20 protein-coding genes are annotated in these 24,511 nt (G+C 43.8%); 13 read left to right on the top strand and 7 right to left on the bottom strand.

The window, feature by feature from the left end:
* The first annotated feature begins 5 nt into the window (after window positions 1–5).
* Window positions 6–1,472: a PD40 domain-containing protein gene (locus BDI_RS00305; protein WP_011965874.1), complete on the top strand. Its 1,467-nt coding sequence runs from the start codon at window positions 6–8 to the stop codon at window positions 1,470–1,472.
* A gap of 212 nt (window positions 1,473–1,684) precedes the next feature.
* Here BDI_RS00305 and BDI_RS00300 read toward each other — a convergent pair whose 3' ends face one another.
* Window positions 1,685–1,927, bottom strand: coding sequence for a DUF6722 family protein (locus BDI_RS00300; protein WP_009018619.1), 243 nt, complete (start codon window positions 1,925–1,927; stop codon window positions 1,685–1,687).
* Window positions 1,928–2,090: 163 nt separating this feature from the next.
* Here BDI_RS00300 and BDI_RS00295 point away from each other — a divergent pair, with 163 nt between their 5' ends.
* From BDI_RS00295 to BDI_RS00260, 7 genes are all read left to right on the top strand, one after another.
* On the top strand, window positions 2,091–3,197 hold the full coding sequence (locus tag BDI_RS00295; RefSeq protein WP_011965873.1) for a glycoside hydrolase family 26 protein: 1,107 nt from the start codon (window positions 2,091–2,093) through the stop codon (window positions 3,195–3,197).
* Between the two features lie 100 nt (window positions 3,198–3,297).
* Complete coding sequence (locus BDI_RS00290; RefSeq protein WP_005855202.1) at window positions 3,298–4,470, top strand: glycoside hydrolase family 130 protein; 1,173 nt, start codon at window positions 3,298–3,300, stop codon at window positions 4,468–4,470.
* Window positions 4,471–4,488: 18 nt separating this feature from the next.
* A complete protein-coding gene (locus BDI_RS00285) occupies window positions 4,489–5,880 on the top strand; it encodes an MFS transporter (protein ID WP_005855201.1) in 1,392 nt (463 codons plus the stop codon).
* A complete protein-coding gene (locus BDI_RS00280) occupies window positions 5,873–7,072 on the top strand; it encodes an AGE family epimerase/isomerase (RefSeq protein ID WP_005855199.1) in 1,200 nt (399 codons plus the stop codon). Before BDI_RS00285 ends, BDI_RS00280 begins: the two co-directional genes overlap by 8 nt.
* Before the next feature lie 81 nt (window positions 7,073–7,153).
* A complete protein-coding gene (locus tag BDI_RS00275) occupies window positions 7,154–8,575 on the top strand; it encodes a sialate O-acetylesterase (protein WP_005855197.1) in 1,422 nt (473 codons plus the stop codon).
* A gap of 351 nt (window positions 8,576–8,926) precedes the next feature.
* Window positions 8,927–9,772: a helix-turn-helix domain-containing protein gene (locus tag BDI_RS00270; protein ID WP_005865576.1), complete on the top strand. Its 846-nt coding sequence runs from the start codon at window positions 8,927–8,929 to the stop codon at window positions 9,770–9,772.
* Window positions 9,773–10,216: 444 nt separating this feature from the next.
* Window positions 10,217–11,527 carry an NAD(P)/FAD-dependent oxidoreductase gene (locus BDI_RS00260; protein ID WP_008780983.1) on the top strand — a complete coding sequence of 437 codons (1,311 nt, stop codon included), beginning with the start codon at window positions 10,217–10,219 and terminating at the stop codon, window positions 11,525–11,527.
* Here the strand turns inward: BDI_RS00260 and BDI_RS00255 are convergent.
* The 3 genes from BDI_RS00255 to BDI_RS00245 form a co-directional block, all read right to left on the bottom strand.
* Window positions 11,522–13,627, bottom strand: coding sequence for an outer membrane beta-barrel family protein (locus BDI_RS00255; protein WP_011965872.1), 2,106 nt, complete (start codon window positions 13,625–13,627; stop codon window positions 11,522–11,524). The genes BDI_RS00260 and BDI_RS00255 overlap by 6 nt on opposite strands.
* An 81-nt stretch (window positions 13,628–13,708) precedes the next feature.
* Entirely contained in the window at window positions 13,709–13,924 is a 216-nt protein-coding gene (locus tag BDI_RS00250) for a PG1828 family lipoprotein (protein ID WP_005855187.1), read from the bottom strand.
* A gap of 165 nt (window positions 13,925–14,089) precedes the next feature.
* A complete protein-coding gene (locus tag BDI_RS00245; RefSeq protein ID WP_009276793.1) occupies window positions 14,090–15,754 on the bottom strand; it encodes an AMP-binding protein in 1,665 nt (554 codons plus the stop codon).
* Between the two features lie 82 nt (window positions 15,755–15,836).
* Between BDI_RS00245 and BDI_RS00240 the strand changes: the two genes are divergently transcribed.
* The 5 genes from BDI_RS00240 (at window position 15,837) to BDI_RS00220 (ending at window position 22,285) form a co-directional block, all read left to right on the top strand.
* Window positions 15,837–17,552 (top strand): family 20 glycosylhydrolase, encoded by a 1,716-nt coding sequence (locus tag BDI_RS00240; protein ID WP_008780981.1) that lies wholly within the window; start codon window positions 15,837–15,839, stop codon window positions 17,550–17,552.
* 85 nt (window positions 17,553–17,637) lie between these two features.
* A complete protein-coding gene (locus tag BDI_RS00235; protein ID WP_005855182.1) occupies window positions 17,638–18,705 on the top strand; it encodes a 6-bladed beta-propeller in 1,068 nt (355 codons plus the stop codon).
* A gap of 331 nt (window positions 18,706–19,036) precedes the next feature.
* Window positions 19,037–20,371, top strand: a complete 1,335-nt coding sequence (gene mtaB, locus BDI_RS00230; RefSeq protein ID WP_011965870.1) for a tRNA (N(6)-L-threonylcarbamoyladenosine(37)-C(2))-methylthiotransferase MtaB — start codon at window positions 19,037–19,039, stop codon at window positions 20,369–20,371.
* Between the two features lies 1 nt (window position 20,372).
* Window positions 20,373–21,263 (top strand): lysophospholipid acyltransferase family protein, encoded by an 891-nt coding sequence (locus BDI_RS00225; protein ID WP_008780979.1) that lies wholly within the window; start codon window positions 20,373–20,375, stop codon window positions 21,261–21,263.
* The gene (locus BDI_RS00220) at window positions 21,260–22,285 is read left to right on the top strand and encodes a glycosyltransferase family 2 protein (protein ID WP_011965869.1); all 1,026 of its coding nucleotides are present in this window, start codon (window positions 21,260–21,262) and stop codon (window positions 22,283–22,285) included. Before BDI_RS00225 ends, BDI_RS00220 begins: the two co-directional genes overlap by 4 nt.
* A gap of 520 nt (window positions 22,286–22,805) precedes the next feature.
* Here the strand turns inward: BDI_RS00220 and BDI_RS00215 are convergent.
* From BDI_RS00215 to wecB, 3 genes are read right to left on the bottom strand one after another with little or no spacing between them, the layout of a single operon-like run.
* Window positions 22,806–23,117 (bottom strand): WbuC family cupin fold metalloprotein, encoded by a 312-nt coding sequence (locus BDI_RS00215; protein WP_011965868.1) that lies wholly within the window; start codon window positions 23,115–23,117, stop codon window positions 22,806–22,808.
* On the bottom strand, window positions 23,114–23,341 hold the full coding sequence (locus tag BDI_RS00210) for a hypothetical protein (protein WP_005855172.1): 228 nt from the start codon (window positions 23,339–23,341) through the stop codon (window positions 23,114–23,116). Before BDI_RS00210 ends, BDI_RS00215 begins: the two co-directional genes overlap by 4 nt.
* A gap of 8 nt (window positions 23,342–23,349) precedes the next feature.
* Window positions 23,350–24,510 (bottom strand): non-hydrolyzing UDP-N-acetylglucosamine 2-epimerase, encoded by a 1,161-nt coding sequence (gene wecB / locus BDI_RS00205; RefSeq protein ID WP_005855170.1) that lies wholly within the window; start codon window positions 24,508–24,510, stop codon window positions 23,350–23,352.
* Window position 24,511 lies beyond the last annotated feature (1 nt).

Raw genomic sequence — 24,511 nt, 5'->3', positions numbered from 1 at the left:
CGGCCATGAGAAAGCTTATCTTATTATATAGTATATGTATAGCGTTATTTACCGCTTGTGGGAATTCGGTAGTATCCCCCGAACAAATAGAGAAATACCCGTCCATCTATCCGGATTATATCGGGGTGACAATACCCGCCACGATAGCACCTATGAATTTCTCTTATACGGATACCTCCTATGAGCGGATAGATGTTATCGTAAAAGGGCACCAAGGCAAAGAGGTACATATAAACGCAAAGCATGTCAATTTCCCGGAAAAAGAGTGGAAACAACTGCTCAACTCCAATCAAGGCGATAGTTTACTCTTTACTGTCAGTATCAAGCAAAAGGGTAAATGGAGTACTTACAAACCTTTCCCCATGTACATCAGCCCCCACCCGATCGATTACGGCCTAGTATACCGAAAGATCGCTCCCGGTTATGAAGTCTATAGCCGTATGGGTATTTATGAGCGTGATCTATCGTCTCATAAAGAAAGACCTTTGGTGGAAAACACGCTGGTCAAAGGTATGTGCGTAAACTGCCATGCCTTCAATCGTACGGACCCGAGCCATTTCAGTCTTCACATCCGAGGGACGCATGGAGCCACTTTTATGAGAACCGGCAATAAGGATGAATACCTCAACACGAAAACAGATCAGACAATCGCCGCTTGCGTCTATCCCTACTGGCATCCCGGAGGCGAATATATAGCGTATTCCACGAACAACACCCGGCAATCGTTCCATACGGTTAAGGACGAGCGGGTAGAAGTCTTGGATTTGGAATCTGATGTAGTCGTTTATCATCCGGCAGATCATCATCTACTTCTTTGCGATTCTTTGCAAAAGAAAGACAGGTTCGAGACCTTCCCCGCATTCTCCCCGGATGGTCGTACGCTTTACTTTTGTTCCGCCGAGGCTAAAAAGATTCCCGAAGAATATAAAGAGATAAGATATAATTTATGTAGTATCGATTTCGATCCCTCTACCGGTACATTCGGGAGCCGTATCGATACGTTGGTGAACGCTGAGGCTTTAGGGAAAAGCGTATCTTTTCCCCGCCCTTCCTATGACGGCAAATATATTATGTTCACCTTATCCGATTACGGAAACTTTTCGATCTGGCATAAAGAGGCGAATCTATGGTTACTGGACTTGACAAGCGGAGACCTCCGCGAGCTATCCGAAGTAAATAGCGATGATACCGAAAGCTTTCACAACTGGAGTAGCAACTCCCGCTGGTTTGTCTTCAGTAGCCGCCGGGGTGACGGCCTTTATACCCGCCTTTATCTGGCAAGCATGGATGAGAATGGCAAGATAAGCAAGCCCTTTCTCCTTCCCCAGGAAGATCCGGAAACCTATTACGATCGCTCTGTCTATTCCTATAATGTCCCGGATTTCGTCAATGCCCCTATTCTGCTGGACACGAAAGTATTTGAGAAGAGGATAACTTCAAAAGAGCGTATACAGGTTCAAGTTGGGAACTAGAAACCAAGGGTTACCAAAAACAATACACGGATCTTATAGAAAAAATAAATAATTCCATAAGATCCGTGTATTGGGTATAGTTCTATATCTAGATGTTCGCTATAGGTTCTTCAGCCATTTCTTACCGGATTTGGTATAAGTCCATGCAAGAAATATCCCCATTACCACGATAATAATTAAAAACAAAAATGTCATGTTATTCATATCTGTTATTATTTAAATATTCTATTTGCACAAACCGCAATCATTCCTGTACCTCCTAAACCTGTTATGAGCATTACCCACTGTGAAAAATCATTCGGATTCTTATACAACGGGATAACCCCACATATAACTACACCCGCAAAAGTCAGTTTCGCCAAATCATAAAAGAACTTTCCCAAATTCTCCTTTCGGGCTTTCTCTCGTTCTCTCCCTTCCTTCACTTGTTCTTGTAAATCATTCCATTTTCCCATAGTCATTCTATTTGATTAATTAACATGCACAAAGATAACAATGAATTCCAAATCAAACAACCGTTCCGGTTAAAATAAAAATAATATCGCTATCCGATAAAATAATACTAGATTGTCTGCCCGATACCTCTTACATTCGCGTTCATAAAGAAAGACAGTTATCATGAAGAACACGAAATTAATTACCATGTTATGCCTAGGGGCACTAATCGCCTGTTCACCGTCGAAGAAAGGACTAGAACCGACAAGCGAACAGGTTTCGCCGAGAGAACGTTTAATAGAGAACCTACGTGCGATTCCACAAAAAGGAATCATGTTCGGACATCACGATGATACGGTTTATGGCATCGGATGGGAATTTGACGAAGGAGGCTCAGACGTGCAAAAAGTATGCGGCGATTATCCGGCCGTTATCAGCTTTGATCTTGGAGAGATCGAACTCGGGGGAGATAAAAGCCTTGATAAAGTACCTTTCGAGAAAATACGCAAGGAAATCATCAACCAATATAACCGGGGAGGCTTGGTATCTTTAAGTTGGCATCCCCGTAACCCTAAAACCGGAGGGGACGCTTGGGACGTATCAGACCATGCTGTCGTGAAATCGATCCTTCCGGAAGGGGAGAACTATGAGAAATTCCAAAGTTGGCTAGGCAAAGTGAATGATTTCATCCTTTCCTTGAAAACAAGCGATAGCACCAAGATTCCCGTCCTATTCCGTCCTTGGCACGAACACACCGGAAGTTGGTTCTGGTGGGGACAGAATTTATGTACCACGGATGAATACAAGGCGCTATGGCGAATGACCGCCGATTATCTAAACGCTCACGGAGCGGCAGACCAGATCGTTTACGCTTATTCCACAGGTACGGAGCCGCGGGATCAAGCGTCTTATCTGGAACGTTACCCCGGACATGACTTGATCGACGTCCTAGGCTTCGACGCTTACCAACGGGAAGATAAGGATTTCTTCTTGAAAAGCATGGATACCAGTCTTTCCGTAATAGACAGCATAGGCAAAGCCAACCATAAGATCATAGCGATCACGGAGACCGGCTACGAAGGGGTACCAGACTCCACATGGTGGACGGGAACCCTGCTGCCTGCCATGGAGAAATATCCGGTCGCTTATGTATTGGTATGGAGAAACGCCCGTGAAAAAGTCACTCACTTCTTTGGCCCTTATCCCGGACAAGCCTCTGCCGAGGATTTCAAGAAGTTCTTTGAAAATCCGAAAACATTGTTCGCCTCCGATATCAACCTATATAAATAACATCATACATAAACCAGATAAATCACGTCATATCTAGTTGTAGAGACGGGGCGTGCCCCGTCTCCCACCATCTGATAATATCATTTAAAGCAAAAACATCATGGAACAATTTCAAGAAAAAGTAAACGAACTCTTCGCTAAACACGAAACCTTGTTAAGCCGGAAAAATATCCCTTTAGAAGACGGAAACGGAATCTTCACCCGTTATCAACACCCTGTACTGACAGCTGCGCATACCCCGATCTTCTGGAGATATGACTTAAATGAAAAGACAAACCCCTACTTGATGGAACGCATCGGCATGAACGCAACCATGAACTCCGGTGCGATCAAATGGAATGACAAATATATATTAATGGTACGTGTAGAAGGAAGCGACCGTAAATCCTTCTTCGCCGTAGCCGAAAGCCCGAACGGAGTAGACAATTTCCGCTTTTGGGATTACCCGGTAACCATGCCGGACGATCTTGTCCCGGCCACGAATATTTACGACATGCGCCTAACCGCTCATGAAGACGGCTGGGTTTACGGAATCTTTTGCGCCGAGCGCCATGACCCGAACGCAGCTCCCGGAGATCTATCCTCGGCAACCGCCACGGCAGCTATCGCCCGGACAAAAGACTTGAAAAACTGGGAACGTCTCCCGGATTTAAAGACCAAGAGCCAACAACGTAACGTCGTATTACATCCGGAATTCGTAAATGGTAAATACGCCCTTTACACCCGCCCCCAAGACGGATTTATCGACGCAGGAAGTGGCGGTGGTATCGGATGGGCCTTGATTGATGATATCACGCACGCCGAAGTCAAGGAAGAAACCATCATCGACCAACGTTACTACCATACGATCAAGGAAGTGAAAAATGGCGAAGGCCCCCACCCGATCAAGACACCGAGAGGTTGGTTACATCTCGCCCATGGCGTACGGGGATGCGCCGCCGGATTACGTTACGTGCTTTATATGTATATGACCGCATTGGAAGATCCCACGAGACCTATCGCCACACCCGCCGGCTATTTCATGGCTCCGGAAAATGAGGAACGGATCGGCGATGTATCCAACGTTTTATTCTCTAACGGATGGATCGCGGATGAGGATGGAACCGTGTATATTTACTATGCGTCTTCCGATACCCGTATGCACGTGGCTGTATCCACAATCGATAAATTGGTAGATTACTGCATGAACACTCCGGCCGACGGGCTGACTACGACCGCATCTGTCGAGACGCTGAAAAAGCTAATCGATCGAAATCTTCCACTCCTGAAATAACCTACAAAAACCACTCATATGATTAAACTAACAGAGAAGATAGGCTACGGTTTCGGGGACATGGCATCGTCCATGTTCTGGAAACTGTTTGGCGCTTACTTGATGATTTTCTATACGGACGTATTCGGATTACCGGCAGCAGCCGTAGGTACGATGTTTTTGATAACTCGTATATGGGACTCGGTCTTTGACCCGATTGTCGGCGTTGCGGCGGATCGTACGCAAACACGCTGGGGAAAATTTCGCCCTTATTTGCTTTGGCTGGCGATCCCGTTCGCCGCTATCGGAGTGCTCACTTTCATGACTCCTTCTTTCGGACAAACAGGTAATTTGATCTATGCCTATATCACCTATTCCTTGATGATGATGGTGTACTCCGCTATAAACGTGCCTTATGCGTCCTTGCTTGGAGTAATGAGCCCGTTGCCACAAGACCGTAATACCCTTTCTACGTACCGTATGGTATTCGCCTATATTGGCAGTTTTATAGCCCTGTTGCTATTCATGCCGATGGTGCGTTTCTTTAGTGGAAATAGCGATGAATTGGCGGATCAACAACATGGATGGACCATGGCTGTCGTAGTTATCGCTATCCTGTGCGCCATTCTCTTTTATGGATGTTTCGCATGGACAAAAGAACGGGTAAAACCGATTAAAGAGCAACAAGGCTCGTTAAAAGATGACTTGAGAGATCTATTGCACAACAAGCCTTGGTGGATACTATTGGGAGCAGGTGTCTCCGCTCTGGTTTTCAATTCCATCCGCGACGGGGCTACCGTATATTATTTCAAATACTTTATCATTGAGGAAGCCTATGCCAATGTATCTCTTTTCGGAGTCTCCTTCGTCTTAAGCGGATTATATCTGGCGGTAGGACAGGCGGCCAATATTGTCGGCGTGATCTTGGCCGCCCCATTAAGCAACCAGATCGGAAAGAAAAGAACCTATATGGGCTCCATGCTGATCGCCTCGGTTTTAAGCATCCTCTTTTTCTGGCTCGACAAGACGGATCTAGCCCTGATATTCACGTTCCAAGTGTTCATCAGTATTTGTGCCGGTAGTATTTTCCCCCTACTTTGGTCCATGTATGCCGATTGCACGGACTACTCAGAACTAAAAACAGGGAACCGTGCCACAGGATTGATCTTCAGTTCCTCGTCCATGAGCCAGAAATTCGGATGGGCGATCGGCACGGCAATCACAGGCTGGCTACTCGCTTTCTTCGGGTTTCAGGCCAATACCGTACAAAGCGAGGAAACGATTAGCGGAATCAAGATGTTCCTCAGTTTCTTACCGGCCGTAGGTACGATCCTGTCCGTTGTATTTATCGCCTTCTACCCGCTTAGCGAGACAAAGATGAAGGAAATCACCGCTACGTTAGAAACCAAAAGAAAAGAAACAAATGAATAAAATCACCGAAGATTTACAAAACGAGGTTCAATGGGAGCTAGAGAACAATATCCTCCCTTTCTGGATGAACCGAATGATAGATAGTGAGTATGGTGGTTTCCATGGGCAAATCACGGGAAACAATCAACGAGTCGTACATGCCCCTAAAGGCGCCATCTTGAACGCCCGTATCCTATGGACATTCTCCGCCGCATACCGTTTATTACGAAAGCCGGAATATCTGGAAACGGCGACCCGTGCCAAACGTTACCTTATCGATAAATTCTACGACCAAGAATTCGAGGGTATTTACTGGGAATTAGACTATACCGGTCAACCCGTGCAAACCAAAAAGCAAATCTACGCCTTAGGATTCGCTATCTACGGATTAAGCGAGTACAACCGGGCTACCGGAGATAAAGAAACGTTGGATTATGCGATCCGTCTCTTCAAGGCAATCGAACAATATAGTTTCGACCCGGAAAAGAACGGTTATATGGAAGCCTTTACGAAAGACTGGAAACTGATAGAGGATATGCGACTAAGCGACAAGGATGAGAATGAGAAAAAAACTATGAACACCCATCTGCATATCCTCGAACCTTATACTAACTTGTATCGGGTATGGAAAGACGAGCACCTCAAAAAACAACTCCGAAACTTGATCCTGATTTTCACCGACAAGATTCTGGATCACCGTACCTATCATTTAAACCTCTTTTTCAACGAGGATTGGGAAAGCAAATACCGTATCATCTCCTATGGTCATGATATAGAGGCATCTTGGTTACTGCATGAGGCCGCTATCGAATTGGGAGACAACGAGATTCTTCAGAAAGTAGAGCCCTTGGTTCAAAAGGTAGCGATAGCGGCCGAAGACGGGTTATTAGCGAACGGTAGCCTCATTTACGAGTATCACCCGAATGAGAAGAAAGCCGACACGGACCTGCATTGGTGGGTGCAAGCCGAGAATGTAGTGGGTCATTTCAACTTGTATCAACATTTCGGAGATGAGCCTGCCTTAGGCACAGCCTATACATGCTGGAAATTCATTCAGCGTTATTTGATCGACAAGGAACAAGGGGAATGGCATTGGAGCGTATCGCTCGATCACGAGATCAATCGCGAGGATGACAAGGCCGGTTTCTGGAAATGTCCCTATCACAACGGACGGATGTGTATGGAGATTATCGAACGACTTGCCGGCGAATAACCGTCCGGCAGACCGCCTGCCGGCTCTTTTTTATCAGATTAACAACCGTCGGAAGCTTCCGACATCAAAAAAACAAGCGATATGAACAAATTCTATTGGATGGTGATAGGCCTCCTTCTCGGTTTGGTGAACCTCCGGGCCGAGATCAAGCTGCCAGCTTTGGTAAGCGACAACATGGTACTCCAACAAGCCACTAAAGTACGGCTCTGGGGAAATGCAACCCCAAATTCAAGCCTGAAAGTCCGTAGTTCTTGGGACAATACGGAATACACGGCCCAAGTAAACGATCAAGGCAGATGGGAAATCTGGGTTCAGACGCCCTCGGCCAGTTTCGAAAAGCAACAGTTAACATTAAAGAATGGACAAGACAAGATTGTCTTGCATGATCTTCTGATCGGCGAGGTATGGTTCGGTTCCGGCCAATCCAATATGGAAATGCCATTAAGAGGTTTCTGGCACTGCCCTATCGAGGGAGGAAACCACGCTATCGCTACATCCGGGAAATATAAGAACTCGATCCGTTACGCTACGATCCAACGGGTCGGAGCCTTGGAACCGAAAGATTATCCGGTAGGTGGCGAATGGAAAGTATGTGATCCGCGAAACGCCCCGGAGTTCGGAGCTACCGCCTATTTCTTCGCGACCCTATTGACCGAGGTATTGAATGTCCCGGTAGGTATCATCAATTGTAGCTGGGGCGGTTCCACGGTTGAAGGTTGGTTGCCCAAAGACATCCTGCGGAATTATAGCGATATCGATCTATCCTTAGCGGGTAACGATGAGAAAATCCATCCGATGCTACAACCCATGATCATGTATAACGGAATGCTGAAACCGGCCAGCAAATATACGGTCAGAGGTTTCCTATGGTATCAAGGAGAGTCAAATGTCGGACACCCGGACTACGCTAAACGCCTAGCGACAATGGTAGAACATTGGAGAGGATTATGGGGACAAGAAGAATTACCTTTCTATCTGGTAGAAATCGCCCCTTACGAATATGGAGAAGGAGACCAAGCCGCGTACCTTCGTGAAGAGCAATACAAAGCTACCCGGTTGATCCCCAATAGCGGTATTGTTTCCACGAACGATCTGGTACAGGATTACGAGAAACGGCAAATACACCCCAAAGAAAAACAAAAGATCGGTGAGCGTCTTTGTTATATGGCTCTAAACAAAACCTATGGTTATACAACCATCGCTTGTGAGGGCCCCCAATACGATCATATGGAAGTAGATAAAGATAAAATCATTCTTTTTTTCAAGAATGCGGAAGATGGCTTCAATCGAGATAACGGGATCATAGGCTTCGAGATAGCCGGAAAAGACATGCGTTTCCACAAGGCTAACGCAACTATAGACGCTAACAAAAAAACCGTTATTATCTCAGCTCCAGACGTAAAAGCCCCAATAGCCGTTCGTTATGGCTTCCGGAATTTCCAAATTGGCAACTTGCAAAACGTACAAGGATTACCGGTGCTTCCATTCCGCACGGATAAATAAAACGACTAAGAAAATAAAATACAATACGTTATAATATTCAAGCTTGTTCACACGTAATGTCTTATTTTCATCTGTAAGACGTATTTAGTTTTTATTTCATTCTATTGTGATAATAGAAATTACCCTCCTAAAGTATTAGTGAACTTAATTCTTCCCATAAAAAAATGGGAGATCTTATTTTACAAGGAATCAGAGACCTCCTCTGATTCCTATTTATTTTTCATTCATATCATAATGTATACAAAAAATGATAGTTTGTATACAGACCATACTAATACATTGCGCTTTTTTTGCATCTAGATTTACTGAAGGGGGAAATATTTGTATAACAAACTAAATAACAATAATTTTATGAACAAGCTTATTAACAGAATTTCTCCGGAAACATCTGAAAACCGAATCTTACACGCTGGCTTTAGTATCATATTGATGTCAGAGGAAATAACACAAACCCTATCTGGTTTATCCAGCGATATGATTATTTTTATCTTAAGCGGATCCATAACTATATATTCCACTAAAGAAGAAAAGAAAACAATCGGTGAACAGTATATGATCTTTCTAAGATCATTTGAAAATTACACATATGATATCACACTAGGTTCAAAAATCATCATTTTCTTTTTTGACAGTTTAACGATGAATGAGTTACCGTATTACCAACATCCGTACGGAATATTACCTCAACCTATCTCTAAGTGGATAGAACTGAAAATAGTGGAACCTTTATACGGTTTTCTAGAACTTGTCGGACAATATCTTGAAAATAATTTCCTGAACTACCCTTTGTATGAATTAAAGAGAACGGAATTATTCTACTTACTGAAAAAGCTTTATAGAAAAGAGGAATTAGACTACTTTTTCTATTTATCAAGTACGCATTCAGCAGAGTTTGAGAGACTCATCGCCGAGAATTATATAAAAGCTAAAACAGTAACAGATCTAGCTCAAATGATAGGTTACGGAGTAAATTCCTTTCGGATGAAGTTTAAAAAAGTTTTCGGTATTCCAGCCTACGAATGGCTGATGCAAGAGAAATCCAAACGACTATTGGTCGCCATAGCTAACAGCGAGGATGATTTTAAGAATATAATAGATGAATTCGATTTCTCCTCGCATTCGCATTTCTACAAATTTTGCAAGGCACGCTTTGGATATAGTCCCACGGAGCTAAGGAAAAAACTTAAATCGTTGTAAAAAACACCCCCTATCAGAATATACATTTAAATTGTCAAGTTGTATAACTCCTAATAAGTTATGCTCATTTATCTTTGCCTCATTGATTTTAGACACCTATCCGTATGGATGATCTAATAAAAGATAGTGTATAATGACCACCATATTTTTTTATGTTTTACTATTCCAAATTAAAGACTGGGATAAAATTTGTGAAGAAGAGGGTAAAATGACATCGCCGATAATTTGCTATATTTTGCTAGGGGTTATCTTATTCATAATCTTGATGCGTATACTTTCCATATTGCAGTTTTTGCGATTGAAGCGGAAGGTAAAGAAACGTATTTCCCCGAAACACGATAAACCTTCCTGTAAATAAAGCCTCAACCCGCTTACATACATTAATAATTAAAGGAAGAACCAATTCGCTTCTTTCTATGTTTATATAGGAAAAGCGTTTAGATCATGGGCTTCAACATTCCTTACACAGACAAAAAGCGGGTCGTAATTATCGGGGGCGGATTTGGAGGGTTAAAACTAGCTGAGAAATTAAAAAAGAGCAAGTTTCAAGTAGTCTTAATCGACAAGAACAACTATCACCAGTTTCCTCCCCTGCTTTATCAAGTAGCGTCCTCCGGCTTAGAATATAATGAAATATCCTTTCCATATCGAAAGATATTCCAGAAGAGAAAGAACTTTTACTTCCGGTTGGCAGAGGTCTATGGCGTCAATCCGAAAGGGCATACCATTCAAACCTCCATCGGCGAATTGGAATATGATTATCTTGTAATCGCCGCTGGAACTATCACCAACTTCTTTGGAAACAAAACGATCGAGGAACAGTCTCTACCCATGAAAACGGTAGAAGAGGCGTTAGCTTTACGAGACACCTTATTAATTAATTTAGAGAAAGCGACTACTTGTACGGACCCGGACGAGAAGCAAGCTTTGCTAAATATAGTTGTTGTAGGTGGAGGGGCTACAGGTGTAGAAGTATCCGGCGCCTTATCCGAGATGAAACGGTTTGTTTTGCCGAAAGACTATCCGGATCTAGGAAACTTTCATATGAATATCTATCTGATAGAAGGGTCCTCTAAATTACTAGGGGCCATGTCTCCGGAAGCCTCCTCCAACGCTAAACGCTTCCTTGAGGATATGGGCGTTAACATCATTCTTCAGAAGCGTGTCGTGGACTATAAGGATGGGAACGTTTTCTTAGATGACGGACAAACCATACCCACTAGAACCTTACTTTGGGTAAGTGGTGTGAAAGCGGTGCATTTCGATCATATCGAAGGAGAACTCTTGACCCGGGGGGAACGGATTATCGTCAATGAATGTAATCAAGTAAAAGGCTTATCCAATATATTCGCCATAGGAGATGTCTGCTGGATGGCAGAACCGGATTACCCGAACGGACATCCGCAAGTCGCTCAGGTAGCGATTCAGCAAGGTGAGTTATTAGCCGAAAATCTACAACGGATCGAGGCTCTAAAAAAACCGAGACCTTTCCATTATAAGAATTTAGGAACTTTAGCTACTGTCGGCAGGAATAAAGCGGTTGCCGATTTAAATAAGGTGAAATTACATGGATTTACGGCATGGTTGGTTTGGATGCTCGTACATTTACGTTCCATCTTAGGAATCAAGAATAAGCTAATTGTACTGATCGACTGGATCTGGAATTATTTCACGTACGACCGTTCCATGCGTTTCATCTTGTTCATCCAAAAGCACAAACAAGATGGAACACAGGGCACGGAACCTACTTTATAAACTATAAGTCAACGTAAGCCAAGCTACCCGGGCATCACGATTGCGCTTTTGCGTCATTTCTAAGTTCGGGGCATCAATAATCGTTGTTTCTTCCAAACTATCGAATATATTGTTGATACTTAAGTTCGCGCATAATTTACGATTGAGGAAATATTGAGAGAGACCGGCATTTACGCTATAACGGCCTTTGATCTTACCTTGAGGCGTAAGCTGGTCGGAAACGTAGAAGCCGTCTACCTGAAAATCCGTAGTCGGCGTAATACTTACGTTTACATTCCCCTTCACATCCCAGCAAACCAAGGATTTCTTCTCGCCATAGCCTACCGTACGCCCATCGATCTCGTCCCGATAGATATCCCCGGAGAAACCGACCGTCAAGATACGTACCGGATTCCAGCTACCGGACAAGTCGGCTCCGACTGCTTGGCTATGTCCGATATTCTCTTTCTTCCAAACCGTCTCATCATTTACTTGGCCAGCGATCTCCATGATACGATTCGTACGATTCCGATAATAAATAGCCGGAGTCAAACGAAAACGGGGAGCCGAAAACTGATATCCTAGCTCTACGTTATGTATAAACTCATCCTTCAAGTCCGGATTCCCCTGTATGATATGGGTAGGATCACTGTTATTCAAGAAAGAGCACAAATAGCTGCCATTCGGACGAATCGCCCGTTGCTGATAACTCAAGCTTAAGCGATTGCTCTTATTCACCTCATAAGTAAAACGGGAACGAGGATACAAATGAAAACGGGAACTCTTGTTCTCTTTGCCTTTTATCCCCTGCCAATAAGGGTCGTTGATCCAAGAAGGGCTAAACTCATTCATCTTAAAATGACTAAATTCCGCCTGTATCCCTATCTCCGCGTTAAAAGCGCCCCAATTCTTAACCACGTCCGCATAGATCAAATTCAGATAACGGTTGAAATCGTAATTATACGATTTCGCCGGACTTAACTCAAAACTACCGTCCACCTTATCAAAAGCAGCCGTCAGATAATCCTCGTTTCGCGCACGACCTATATAACCAAGCTTGAAATCCCAACCATCGATCTCCTGCCCATATCCAAATCCCCAGAAATAATTATGTTTCGTATGGTCGATAGATTGGTTATCCTCCGAGACGATATTCCCGTTTTGAGGATTCTCATTCTTGAAATCATTATCCTCATCATACGAGAAATTATTATAGTTGAATACGGTATAAAAACCTTGATTCTCCGAAATCTCATGGTTCCAATACGCTTCGGCGGCATAAGCTTCCTGGCGCTGGTCGTTATACCGATTACGGATCACGTACTTCATTTGCTTCCCTTTCGGGTTGAATACCCGGTTGTTAATGCGTCCATACCGGCTATAATCCATCAAATGATACAGGCCATGCACGGTGATCCGGTCTTTCGCGGAAAGATCATAGTCTACTTTCATATCCGCCACATGTACGTCCGGACGAGCCGTGGCATTATTATTCATCTCCGTCCGGTTTTTAGCGGTCGCGGTCGATTTGCTGAAAGATCGTTCCCGGTATTCCCTCCTATAATTGTATTTCGCGTTGATATGGAATTTTCCGGGATGCAAATTCAATACCGCTCCCGCGTTATATCGCTCATTCCATCCCGCCCCAAGCGTAACATATAGAGGGGAATCTCCCGTTCCATACATACGAGGCACCAGATTGAGTATGCCCGCATCACCATCCGGCACCGCATTAATCGGAGGAAACGCACCTAATGAGATCTGGTTAAAGAACAGGGCGGGAAGTTGGATCAGCACGTCACCGCTATATTCTTCCAGCAAACCGTAAGGAACTCCATCGACAAGCATCCCGACATTACCGGAGCCCCTGTATGTAACGGCTCCTTCCATATCGGTTATGACAGAAGGCAATTGGCGAAAAGCATCCGCCGCCGTATTGGTAACGCTACTCAAGTTATTATCTACCCGCAAGATTTTCATCCCGCCCCTCTCGCTCAACCCGGCGAAACGGGTACCCTGAATCTCTATATTCCGGATCGTAAGCGTCGTATCGGCAGGAGTCTGCGAGAATACCGGCATAGCCAATAGAGCGGCCAATGGAAGAAGTAAAATTTGTCTCATATCATTATCTATGGTTTATAAACAAAAAAAGTCTGTATGTTCAACGCATACAGACTGTCCTCAAAACTCGTTTACTGATTATTATTCAGCAGGAGCAGCTTCTACGGCAACAGAGTCAGTAACCTCGACAGCTACAGAATCAGTAGCAGCAGCATCCTCTTCTACTACAGGAGCTTCCTCAACTACAGTAGCCTCTTCTGTTTCAGCAACAGATTCGGTAGATTCAGCAGATTTGTTGCCACAAGATGCGAATGATACAGCTGCGATAACAGCAGCAAATGCAACTAACTTTTTCATTTTGTTCTTAATTTAAACGGTCTATAATATCTTGTTGTTGTAAAACGATGCAAATGTATGTATTAATCATATATGTTGTACAACATAAGACGTTTTTTTTTGAATTATTTTCTACCGCTTTTACAATATGCTGAATATTAGCTGCGTTTGCTTTCTATTTATTTATCAATAATTACTGTATAGGTAACGCTTAATGCTTTTCTTCGGTGTTTTCTCGAATTCTGTCGGATACAATTGTATCTCCGAGATCGTTTCGTAAGGAGCCAGGAGCTTGTTCAACTCTATCCTATTTTGTTCCATGATAACTGGAAGATCCGTATGCGAGATACCCGTACTATCCACCGTATCGTAATCCGGATACACCATCCCGATCAATTTCCCGTTTTTCTCCACGACCAAACTCTCCATCACGAATGGCAAATTGTTCAATTTGGATTCAATCTCTTCCGGATAAATATTTTGTCCGCTAGCGCCCAAGATCATCGTCTTGCTACGTCCACGTATAAAAATACGGTTGTCATGATCGATCGTACCCAAATCACCCGTCCTTAGCCAGCCATCTTCCGTGAAGACATTTTGGGTTGCCTCATCATTCTTATAATAGCCTTTCATTACGTTCTCGCCCGATACTTGAATCTCGCCTACCTTATTATAAGGGTCTTCCGAATCGATACGGACTTTCATGATCCCTTTCAAGATCTGTCCGCAAGAACCGGGCACATACTCATTATTATGGTCATAACTGATCAACGGGCCACATTCCGTCATACCATAACCGATCGTGAACGGGAATTTGATCTTATACAAGAAATCCGTTACTTCTTGATTCATGGCGGCGCCCCCCACGATCACTTCACGGAAACGTCCTCCCAAGGCATCCACCAAATGTTTGCGGATCTGCGCATAGATACGTGAATCCAACAGTGGGATATTCAAGGCCAACTTCAAGGTTCGCTTATTCAACTGAGGAAGGATCATCTTCTTATAGATCTTCTCCAAAATCAGGGGAACCATCAAGATCAAGTTCGGCTTCACCTCTTCGAATGCCTTTAATAAGATTTTAGGAGACGGCACCTTACCTAATAAATAGACATGCACACCGAATGCCATGGGTACCAATAAATTGAAAGCGCAACTATAGGCATGGGCCAGAGGCAGGAAACATAACTCACGTTCACCCCGGAACAATAGATCCAGTGTCCGGGCATACGTCACGTTTCCGGCTAAATTATTCCCCGTCAACATAACCCCTTTGCTAAATCCGGTCGTACCCGATGTATAGTTGATCTCTACCACCTTGTCATTATCCAGCTCAGCGTATTTGATATCCTCTTGGGTGAAGCCATCCGGATATTTCTCGGTCATCTTCTCATCCAGCGATTTCATCAACTTCTGGATATTCTCTCCATCCCGTTGATGCAAGCAACGATAATCGGAAAGAGAGAATACACCGCGAACCTCTTCTATCTTATCTTCCTCCAAAGAATCCCAAATCCGGTCGCTAACAAACAAAAAGACAGATTCCGAGTGGTTAATAATATGATGTACATCATTCGGATTAAAGTCCTGAAGAATAGGCACGATAATCGCCCCATAAGTAACAACCGCCATATAAGCGATGCACCAACGGGAGCTGTCTTTACCGATCAACGCGATCTTGTCTCCACGACGGACTTGGCACTCATGGAATAAAAGATGAATACGTGCGATCTCCGTCGCCACATCACCGAAAGTAAAGGTCTTACCTTTCCCGTAATCCGTTAATGCCGGCAAGGCCCAGTTTTCCTTGAAACTCTCCTCGTAAATCTTAATGAAATTCTCTTTGATCATAGCACACTTTTGTGAAATTCGCGTAAAAGTAAAAACAAATCCTTACTTTTGCCATGATATAACCTATAAATTTAAAATAAGAATGAAAAGAATCACTCTCGCATGGGCATTGACCCTCTGTAGTTTTATTACATTTATCGCCTGTTCATCCCCAGATGTTGGAGAAAGAAGCGTAAGCATTATCCCCGCTCCGGCCCAAATGACAGTAGGCGAAGGTACATTCACGATCCATCCCGGCATCGAGATCGGTTATGCGGACGAATCCTTAAAGGGTATGGGCGAGTTGCTATCCAACGAGATAGAAAAGCTATCCGGCATCAAGCTGGCTTCCGCCTCAGACAAAGAATCGAATTGCATCATCTTCCTCGAGTTGACAGATCCGAAAGAGTTCGCCGACCTGCCAAAAGCTTATGGATTGAGTCCGAAAGATAGTGTCCCCGTAGATGAGTCTTACTCCCTCTCCATCCAAAAGAGAAACATCTACATCAAGGCCACTACCCTAGAAGGTATCTATCGAGGTATCACTACCTTGAAACAAATCGTGGGTGGTAATCTACAACCCGGAGGCGAGAAGATTTATCTACCGCTACTGGAAGTGAAGGACTCACCTCGTTTCGCTTGGCGTGGGCTTTCTTTCGATGTATCTCGTTGCTTCTTCGATCCCGAGGAAGTGAAACAAGTGATCGATATGATCGCCTTATATAAGATGAACGTACTGCATATGCATCTTTCCGATAACCAAGGCTGGCGTATCGAGATCAAGAAATATCCCGAGCTAGCGGAAATAGGAGGTCAACTTCCCAACAACGGGAGAAAAGGAGGCTATTATACGCAAGAGGAATTCAAGGATCTCGTTAATTACGCAAAAGAACGCTTCATCACGATCATCCCGGAAGTAGATATCCCGGGGCATACAGCTGCCATATTCGCCGCTTATCCGGACTTTAAGAACGCTGTCAAATTCAAGACCAATGTTAACATCCCGGGACAGGCCTTCAATGCCCTCGACGTAGATGATCCGAAAGCGATGCAATTTACGGAGGATGTTATCGCGGAGCTAGCCGCTTTAGCACCCGGAAACTACATTCATATCGGAGGTGACGAGGCGATCGGCTTACCCCATGATAAGTTCGTCCGTTTTATAAATAAGACACGGGAAATCGTATTGAAGAATGGAAAGAAAATGGTCGGCTGGCAAGAAACCGCCCGTGCGGATATCTCGGAAGGCGATGTCATCCAGCACTGGATTTATCTGAAGCAAAAAAACGAGGACTCTTCTAAGAAAAAAGATAATATACCTGCCGAATATAAAGAGATCATGGCCTTATTCGCCGAATTCATGAAAGAGGCACCAAAAGATCCGGGTCTTGGTATATCCAAAAAAGCGAAAGTGATTCTCTCGCCGAGCGGTTACGTTTATCTGGACCATAAATATCTGGAACCAAGTGCGGACTCCACCCAAAACGCGGAGCAAGAACGTTTAGGTATGGCCGCCTACGAGAAACAAACGATCCAAGAAATGTACGACTGGGACCCGATGACCTTCAACCCGACTGTAGAGAATCCTCAAAAAGATGTAGCGGGTATAGAAGCCGCTATCTGGTGCGAGACGATCACCAATTTCAGAGATCTGCAATTCCTGTTAATGCCTCGTTTGGCAGGTGTCGCCGAAAAAGGTTGGTCCAAAGTAGAGAACACACATTGGGACGAATATAAAGTAAGACTTGGTGCGCAAGCCCCCTTATGGGAAAAGGCCGATTGGAACTATTTTAAATCATCCTTAGTGGATTGGAAATAACAGTACAAAATCTTCATAATATTACGAATATTTCGAAACAAATTAAATATCTTTGTCCTATCAACTTTAGGACAAAGATATTTTTATGAATAAATGGCTTATTATATTTGCGATATTACTAACCGCTTGTACCGGCACAAGCGAGAAATCAGAGGAATGTATAACAATTGACCTAGCAACTGTTTTTGACCATCAGCCTCAAGAAGTAGCCTTAAAGAAATGGGCGAAATCCATCCAATTCATCCCTCTGCAAACGAATGACTCAATCTTGATCAAATACATCTCCCGCATTATTAAACATGGCGATAAGCTATTGGTACAGCATGATAACAGAGCTTCCGTTTTCGACTTGGCAGGAAAATATTTATACGATATCGGCAAACAAGGAGGAGGTCCGGATGAGTTTAGTCGTATATCCGGACTAGAACCTCATGATCATCTTATTTATATAAAAGATAGCCCCACTCGGATAAAGATATACGATTGGCAAGGGAAATTCCACCAAACCATTCAAATTCCGGATAAGAACATCCGGGGATTTTATCCCCTCCCTAAGACGAACGTTATCCTAGGTCACGTACCCAACCTCTCTGGCAACGCACCCATTCGGTTCTATTTTTGCCAAGATATAGTCATATCGGATAGCATACCTTACTATAAATCTTATACAGAACCTCCTTTCGTCATGACATTTACCTATGAGTTCCGTCCTTTCGACGGAAATAAGATTGCCGCATTTAAGGAGTTGTTCTGCGATACGATATTTAAAGTTTCCAACGACATGAAGCTAACTCCTTATGCCGTCCTCGATCTAGGTAAATACCGAACACCCGAGGAACTCCGTTATAATATCACGATAGACGATATAAAAAACGACCTGTTCAGGACAAAGACAATCCCTGTCATACCCGGGCAAATCGGAGACCGGCTCTATATGCATAACTTCTCTGATAAAGATACCTATACATTATATTATGATATAGCGGAGAAGCAATTAGCCTATGTACAATTCATATACCCGGAAAACTCATTTGAACTTCCCGAAGAAGCCTATTTCACTCCCAAATACATCTCAAACGACAACCGTTACCTAATCGACTGGGAGCAACCCGAGAATGATAACAATCCGGTATTAATCTTAGTGGAACCCTAGTTGCCGTATTTCCTCTATCGGCACAATAAACAAAACAAGGCCGCAGCAAGGACTATTCGATAACAAGTCTTCATAAATAATGTTGCTTGACTGTATCTATTCCTTAGTTCACGGCATGGTTTTTACAGACCACGTCATGGTTTATACAGGCCATGACGTGAATCGCACAAACCACGCCGTGGTTTGTAGAATATATCCAATAGCAAAAAAGAATAGATAAGCTTCCGGAAAACTATTTATGCAATAGTAATGAGTTTTTAAGTCCATCTCAATCCGAACTCTTTACTAATCCGGGCTTAATTAGTACCTTTGCACTCTAACTAAATCGAAAATGATAGATCAGACCGTATTTAACAATAAAAAGGCCGCTTATTATACGCTGGGTTGCAAACTAAATTTTGCGGAGACCTCTACCATTGGAAAGCTATTAGCCGAACAAGGGGTACGCAAGGTGCGCCCCGGTGAAAAAGCGGATATATGCGTGGTGAATACTTGCTCCGTAACGGAACTAGCCGACAAGAAATGCCGGCAAGCGATTCGCCGGATCGGTAAACAACACCCCGGTGCCTTTATCGTGGTGACCGGTTGCTACGCACAGTTGAAGCCGGAGGAAGTCTCCCATATAGAAGGCGTTGACTTGGTTCTTGGCGCCGAACAGAAATTAGAGATCCTTCAATATCTGGAGAACCTAGAGAAGAAAGAAAATGGTGGAGCGGTTATCGCCTCACAAAGCAAGGATATACGTTCCTTCTCCCCTTCCTGCTCGGCGGACGACCGTACCCGTCATTTCTTGAAAGTACAAGACGGATGCGATTATTATTGCTCTTATTGCACCATACCCTTCGCCCGCGGAAGAAGCCGGAACGGGACGATCGCCAGCATGGTGGAACAGGCGCAGGAAGTCGCACGTAAAGGAGGCAAGGAGATCGTATTGACAGGCGTGAATATCGGGGACTTCGGCAAAAGTACCGACGAGACCTTTATCGACTTAATCCGGGCTTTGGATGAGGTAGATGGAATCGTACGCTATCGTATCTCTTCCATCGAGCCGAATCTGATTACCGACGAGGCAATAGACTTCGTGGCTCACAGCAAACGTTTCGCTCCTCATTTCCATATCCCTTTACAAAGCGGCAGCGATGCTGTCTTGCAATTAATGCGCCGCCGTTACGACACCGCTCTTTTCCGTCATAAGATCGAAAAGATCAAGGAAGTAATGCCGCATGCTTTTATCGGTGTAGACGTAATTGTTGGAACCCGTGGCGAGACAGACGAGTACTTCGAGGAGGCACGCCAATTCATAGGCAGTTTGGATATAAGCCAACTTCACGTGTTCAGCTATTCGGAACGCCCCGGAACCCAAGCGTTGAAGATCGATCACGTGGTAGATCCGAAGACCAAGCATGCACGCAGCCAACAACTCTTGGATATCTCGGATCGGAAACTACATGCCTTTTATGAGGCCCATATCGGACAGGAAGTGAATGTCTTATTCGAGCATACCAAGAAAGACGGCAAGATGCACGGTTTCACCGAGAACTATATAAAGGTAGAAATCCCTTATGATGCCACCTTGGTCAATGAGACCCGCAAAGTCGTACTAGGCGGCTGGAATGAGGATCGCACCGCATTAATAGTCAACAATCAATCATCAACCGTCAACTGAGATGTGGAATAAAATACAATATGCCTTTCTTTATAGCTGGGTAAAAGTACACGCCTTACTTCCCATGCGGGCTTTATACGTGTTATCAGACATCCTATATGTCCTTATCTATAAGATAGCCGGATACCGGGTAAAAGTAGTGCGCCGTAATATAACCGCCTCTTTCCCGGATAAATCCAAGGCTGAGTGGCGTCAGTTGGAACGCCGGTTCTACCATCATTTCGCCGATTATATCGTGGAAACGATTAAATTGGCCCATATCTCTCTGGATGAGATACAACAGCGAGCCTATCTGAAGAACCCGGAATTGGTTGACCAACTTATGGAGAAAGGCCATACTTGCTTCATCCTCACGATGGGGCATTATGGCAACTGGGAATGGTTCTCCGGATCGACCACCCGTTTCGAGGACTCACGCATCTATCAGATATACCGTCCGTTAAACAACAAGGCCTTTGATAAGCTATTCGCCGATCTCAGGACACAGTTCGGTTCTTTCGGCATCAAGAAAAACGATACGATACGGGATATCATCAAGTTAAAACAAGACAAAACCAAATCAGTCGTCATCTTCTTGGCGGACCAGACACCCAGCAAGGCCAACCTGCATTATTGGACCGAGTTCCTTCATCAAGATACAGCCATATTAACCGGTCCGGAGCGTATCGCACGGAAACTGAACCTGCCTGTGATCTTCCTCGATACCCAAAAGGTAAAAAGAGGATATTACACCGTAGACATGAAGCTGATTACGGAGAATCCAAAAGAGACTCCGGAGAATTACATCACCGAGCGATACGCACGACTTTTAGAGAAAATGATCTTGCGTGATCCGGCTTACTGGCTATGGACCCATAAACGTTGGAAACATAAACACGAGCAACAAGGATGAAAAAAGTAGCGATTGTCATCTTAAACTGGAACGGAAGAAAGCTAATGGAGGAATTCCTTCCTTCCGTCGTATCCAACTCTCCGGAATGGGCGGAGGTTATCGTAGCAGATAACGGTTCTACCGATGACTCGATCGAGATGTTGAAAGCAAAATTCCCGACCGTCGGCATTATCTCCTTCAACCAGAATTATGGTTTTGCCGAAGGATATAATCAAGCGCTCAAAAGGCTCGACCATGAATATTGCGTTTTATTAAACAGCGACGTAGAAGTTACTCCCAATTGGTTAGATGCCCCGATTGCCACTCTCGACTCTGATCCGTCAATCGCTTGTGTCCAACCCAAAATACGGGCTCAACGAAATAAAGAATACTTCGAGTACGCAGGTGCGGCCGGAGGATACATTGATAAATACGGCTATCCATTTTGTCGGGGGAGAATCTTGCATATCGTGGAAAAGGACGAGGGGCAATACGACACTCCCGCCTATATCTTATGGGCGACAGGAGCCTGCTTATTCGTTCGTACGGCTACGTATAAGGAAGTTGGGGGATTAGATGCCGGATTCTTCGCACATCAAGAAGAAGTCGATATGTGTTGGCGTTTACGTTCCCGGGGATATCGGTTGGTATGCGTCCCACAATCCATCGTTTACCACGTCGGTGGAGCCACCTTGAACGCGGAAAGTCCCCGCAAGACCTTCCTCAATTTCCGGAATAGTTTGCTGATGCTTTATAAGAACTCCCGGGAAGCTGATTTAAAGCATGTGATGCGCATTCGCTTTTGGCTGGACTATATCGCCGCCGCTAAGTTTCTGATGGAAGGTCATATCCAAAATGCGAAAGCGGTTTATGAGGCACGGAAAGCCTATCACCAGCTGAAGCCGGAATATGCGCCCAAGCGTAAAGAGAATCTGGAGAAAAGTACACTGAGCACCATCCCGGAACTTATGCGGGACAGTTTAATTCTGGCATTTTATCTAAAAGGGAAGAGGACATTCAAAGCGATAAAGGATAGACGATAAAGAAACCGGCCTTCTTACTCCCCCTAAGGAGAAAAGAAGACCGGAGACCTTGGAGATAAGATAGAGGATACATATAAAAACCGAATAATCATATATTAGTTATTAATAATCATATTATTTACGCCAAAATATAAAACTAACAACAATTTCATCCATGGTAGAGCCTACCAATGGATTCCTAATTCATGCTGGCCAAAATGAATACGTTTAGTCATAGCCACATAATAATTCATAAAATAACGCTCATATCCCCCCCCTTACCTTCAATTGATCGATCTGGACGGGTCATTACCCCCCACCGCTATAGCCGGATAATATTTTCCTTCTTTCAAAGGACTCACCTTCAAAGAAAAAAAGTAGTCTTTCTGATAAAAGCCGACACGGCTGGATTCTTCTGCATCCTTCCCGCCTTTCCCGAGTAGTTCTATTTGAATAGAAATTCTTCTGTTGAAAGAGGGTCATATCTTCCATTTTTAGATTCAAAGATCACAGAACCAGGCTCAAGGCATTCACAAGTATGTCACATCCCTTTAGGAACACAAATTCCGGGAATAGGGCTTCCATATTCAAGGAGATATGATGCTATTTCATTCCCTTGATTATCAAAATAAACTTCACGAACTTTTCCTCTAAGGATAATCACCACTTCAGACGTATCTCTGTGTCGATGTATAGGAATTTTTGTATCAATTTCCAATACATTTAGCATCCTTTGAGAATCATCGTTTTCGGAATCCCGCAAATCAAAATGTATTCTGTGACGTACTGAATCTTTAGCTTTATCCCAAATGGTATTGAATAATTCATTGGCTAGTAACATATTATTTTTCAAATTTTCATTGTTTGATCTAGTTTGTCGATACATACCTTTTTTTGAAAATGTACCTTATAATAGGTTTGCCCATTCATCCCCAATTGCAATCTTTCTTCTTCCGTCTTACGATACATTGCAATTACATTTTCTGCCAATGTCTTAAAATCGCCAGATTCAGCAGTCAACCCACAATCAACCTCTTTAAGAATCTTATTTTCAATATTTTTCAGTGTCAGCTTCATAATTCAGCTTATATCCTATATAGCAATGCATTTACAATACGTCCGCAAGCCAATCCGTCACCGTACGGATTTACAGCTTTGCTCATTTTTTCATAAGCAGCTTTATCATCAATCAAAGATGACACTTCGTTTACAATCTTATTATAGTCCGTACCTACCAATTTCACTGTTCCGGCATTTAACGCTTCCGGTCGCTCCGTAGTATCGCGCATCACCAATACCGGTTTTCCCAATCCTGGAGCTTCCTCTTGAATGCCGCCGCTATCCGTCAACACAATACTACTCTTCTCCATCAGATACACAAAACTTAAATACTCCAATGGCTCAATGAAGAACATATTCTTCAAACCGGAGAGATCCTCCCCGAACACCTCATGAATCGGCTTGCGCACATTAGGGTTCAAGTGCATGGGATAAACAAAATCCACATTCGGATGTTTAATTGTCAAGTCTTTAATAGCTGTACACATATTGATAAACCCGTCACCAAAATTCTCACGGCGATGCCCCGTGATCAGCACCAATTTTTTGCCATTATCCAAGCGGTTCACATCATAACCTGCTTTGCTCAATACACTTTCTAATTCATTATCTAGTTCCTTATTGTTTTTGATTTTATCCACTACCCAATAGAGCGCATCAATCACCGTGTTGCCGGTTACAATGATATTTCGGTCATTAATGCTCTCTTTAATCAGATTATTGCGACTTAACGGAGTGGGAGAAAAATGATAGGTCGCCAAACGTCCTGTTAACAACCGATTCATCTCCTCCGGCCACGGGCTATAAATATTGTGTGTACGCAAACCTGCCTCCACATGCCCTACTGGTATCTGTTGATAAAAGGCCGCCAACGCAGCGGCAGTAGAGGTTGTCGTATCGCCATGTACCAATACTATATCCGGCTTTATCTCTTTCAATACCTCACGCATACCGGTCAGCACACGAGCTGTTACATCATACAGATCCTGTCCCCGTTTCATGATATTTAAATCATAATCTGGTTTGATGTCGAATATTTCCAACACTTGATCCAGCATTTCCCGATGCTGTCCAGTTACGCACACCACAGTTTCTATACGTTCTTTCTGCTTCTGAAGCTCCATCACTAACGGAGCCATCTTAATGGCCTCTGGACGGGTACCAAAAACCAACAATACTTTCCTCATA

This window comes from Parabacteroides distasonis ATCC 8503 (genome assembly GCF_000012845.1).
GTDB classification, from domain to species: domain Bacteria; phylum Bacteroidota; class Bacteroidia; order Bacteroidales; family Tannerellaceae; genus Parabacteroides; species Parabacteroides distasonis.
This window is presented reverse-complemented; position numbering and strand designations above follow the sequence as displayed.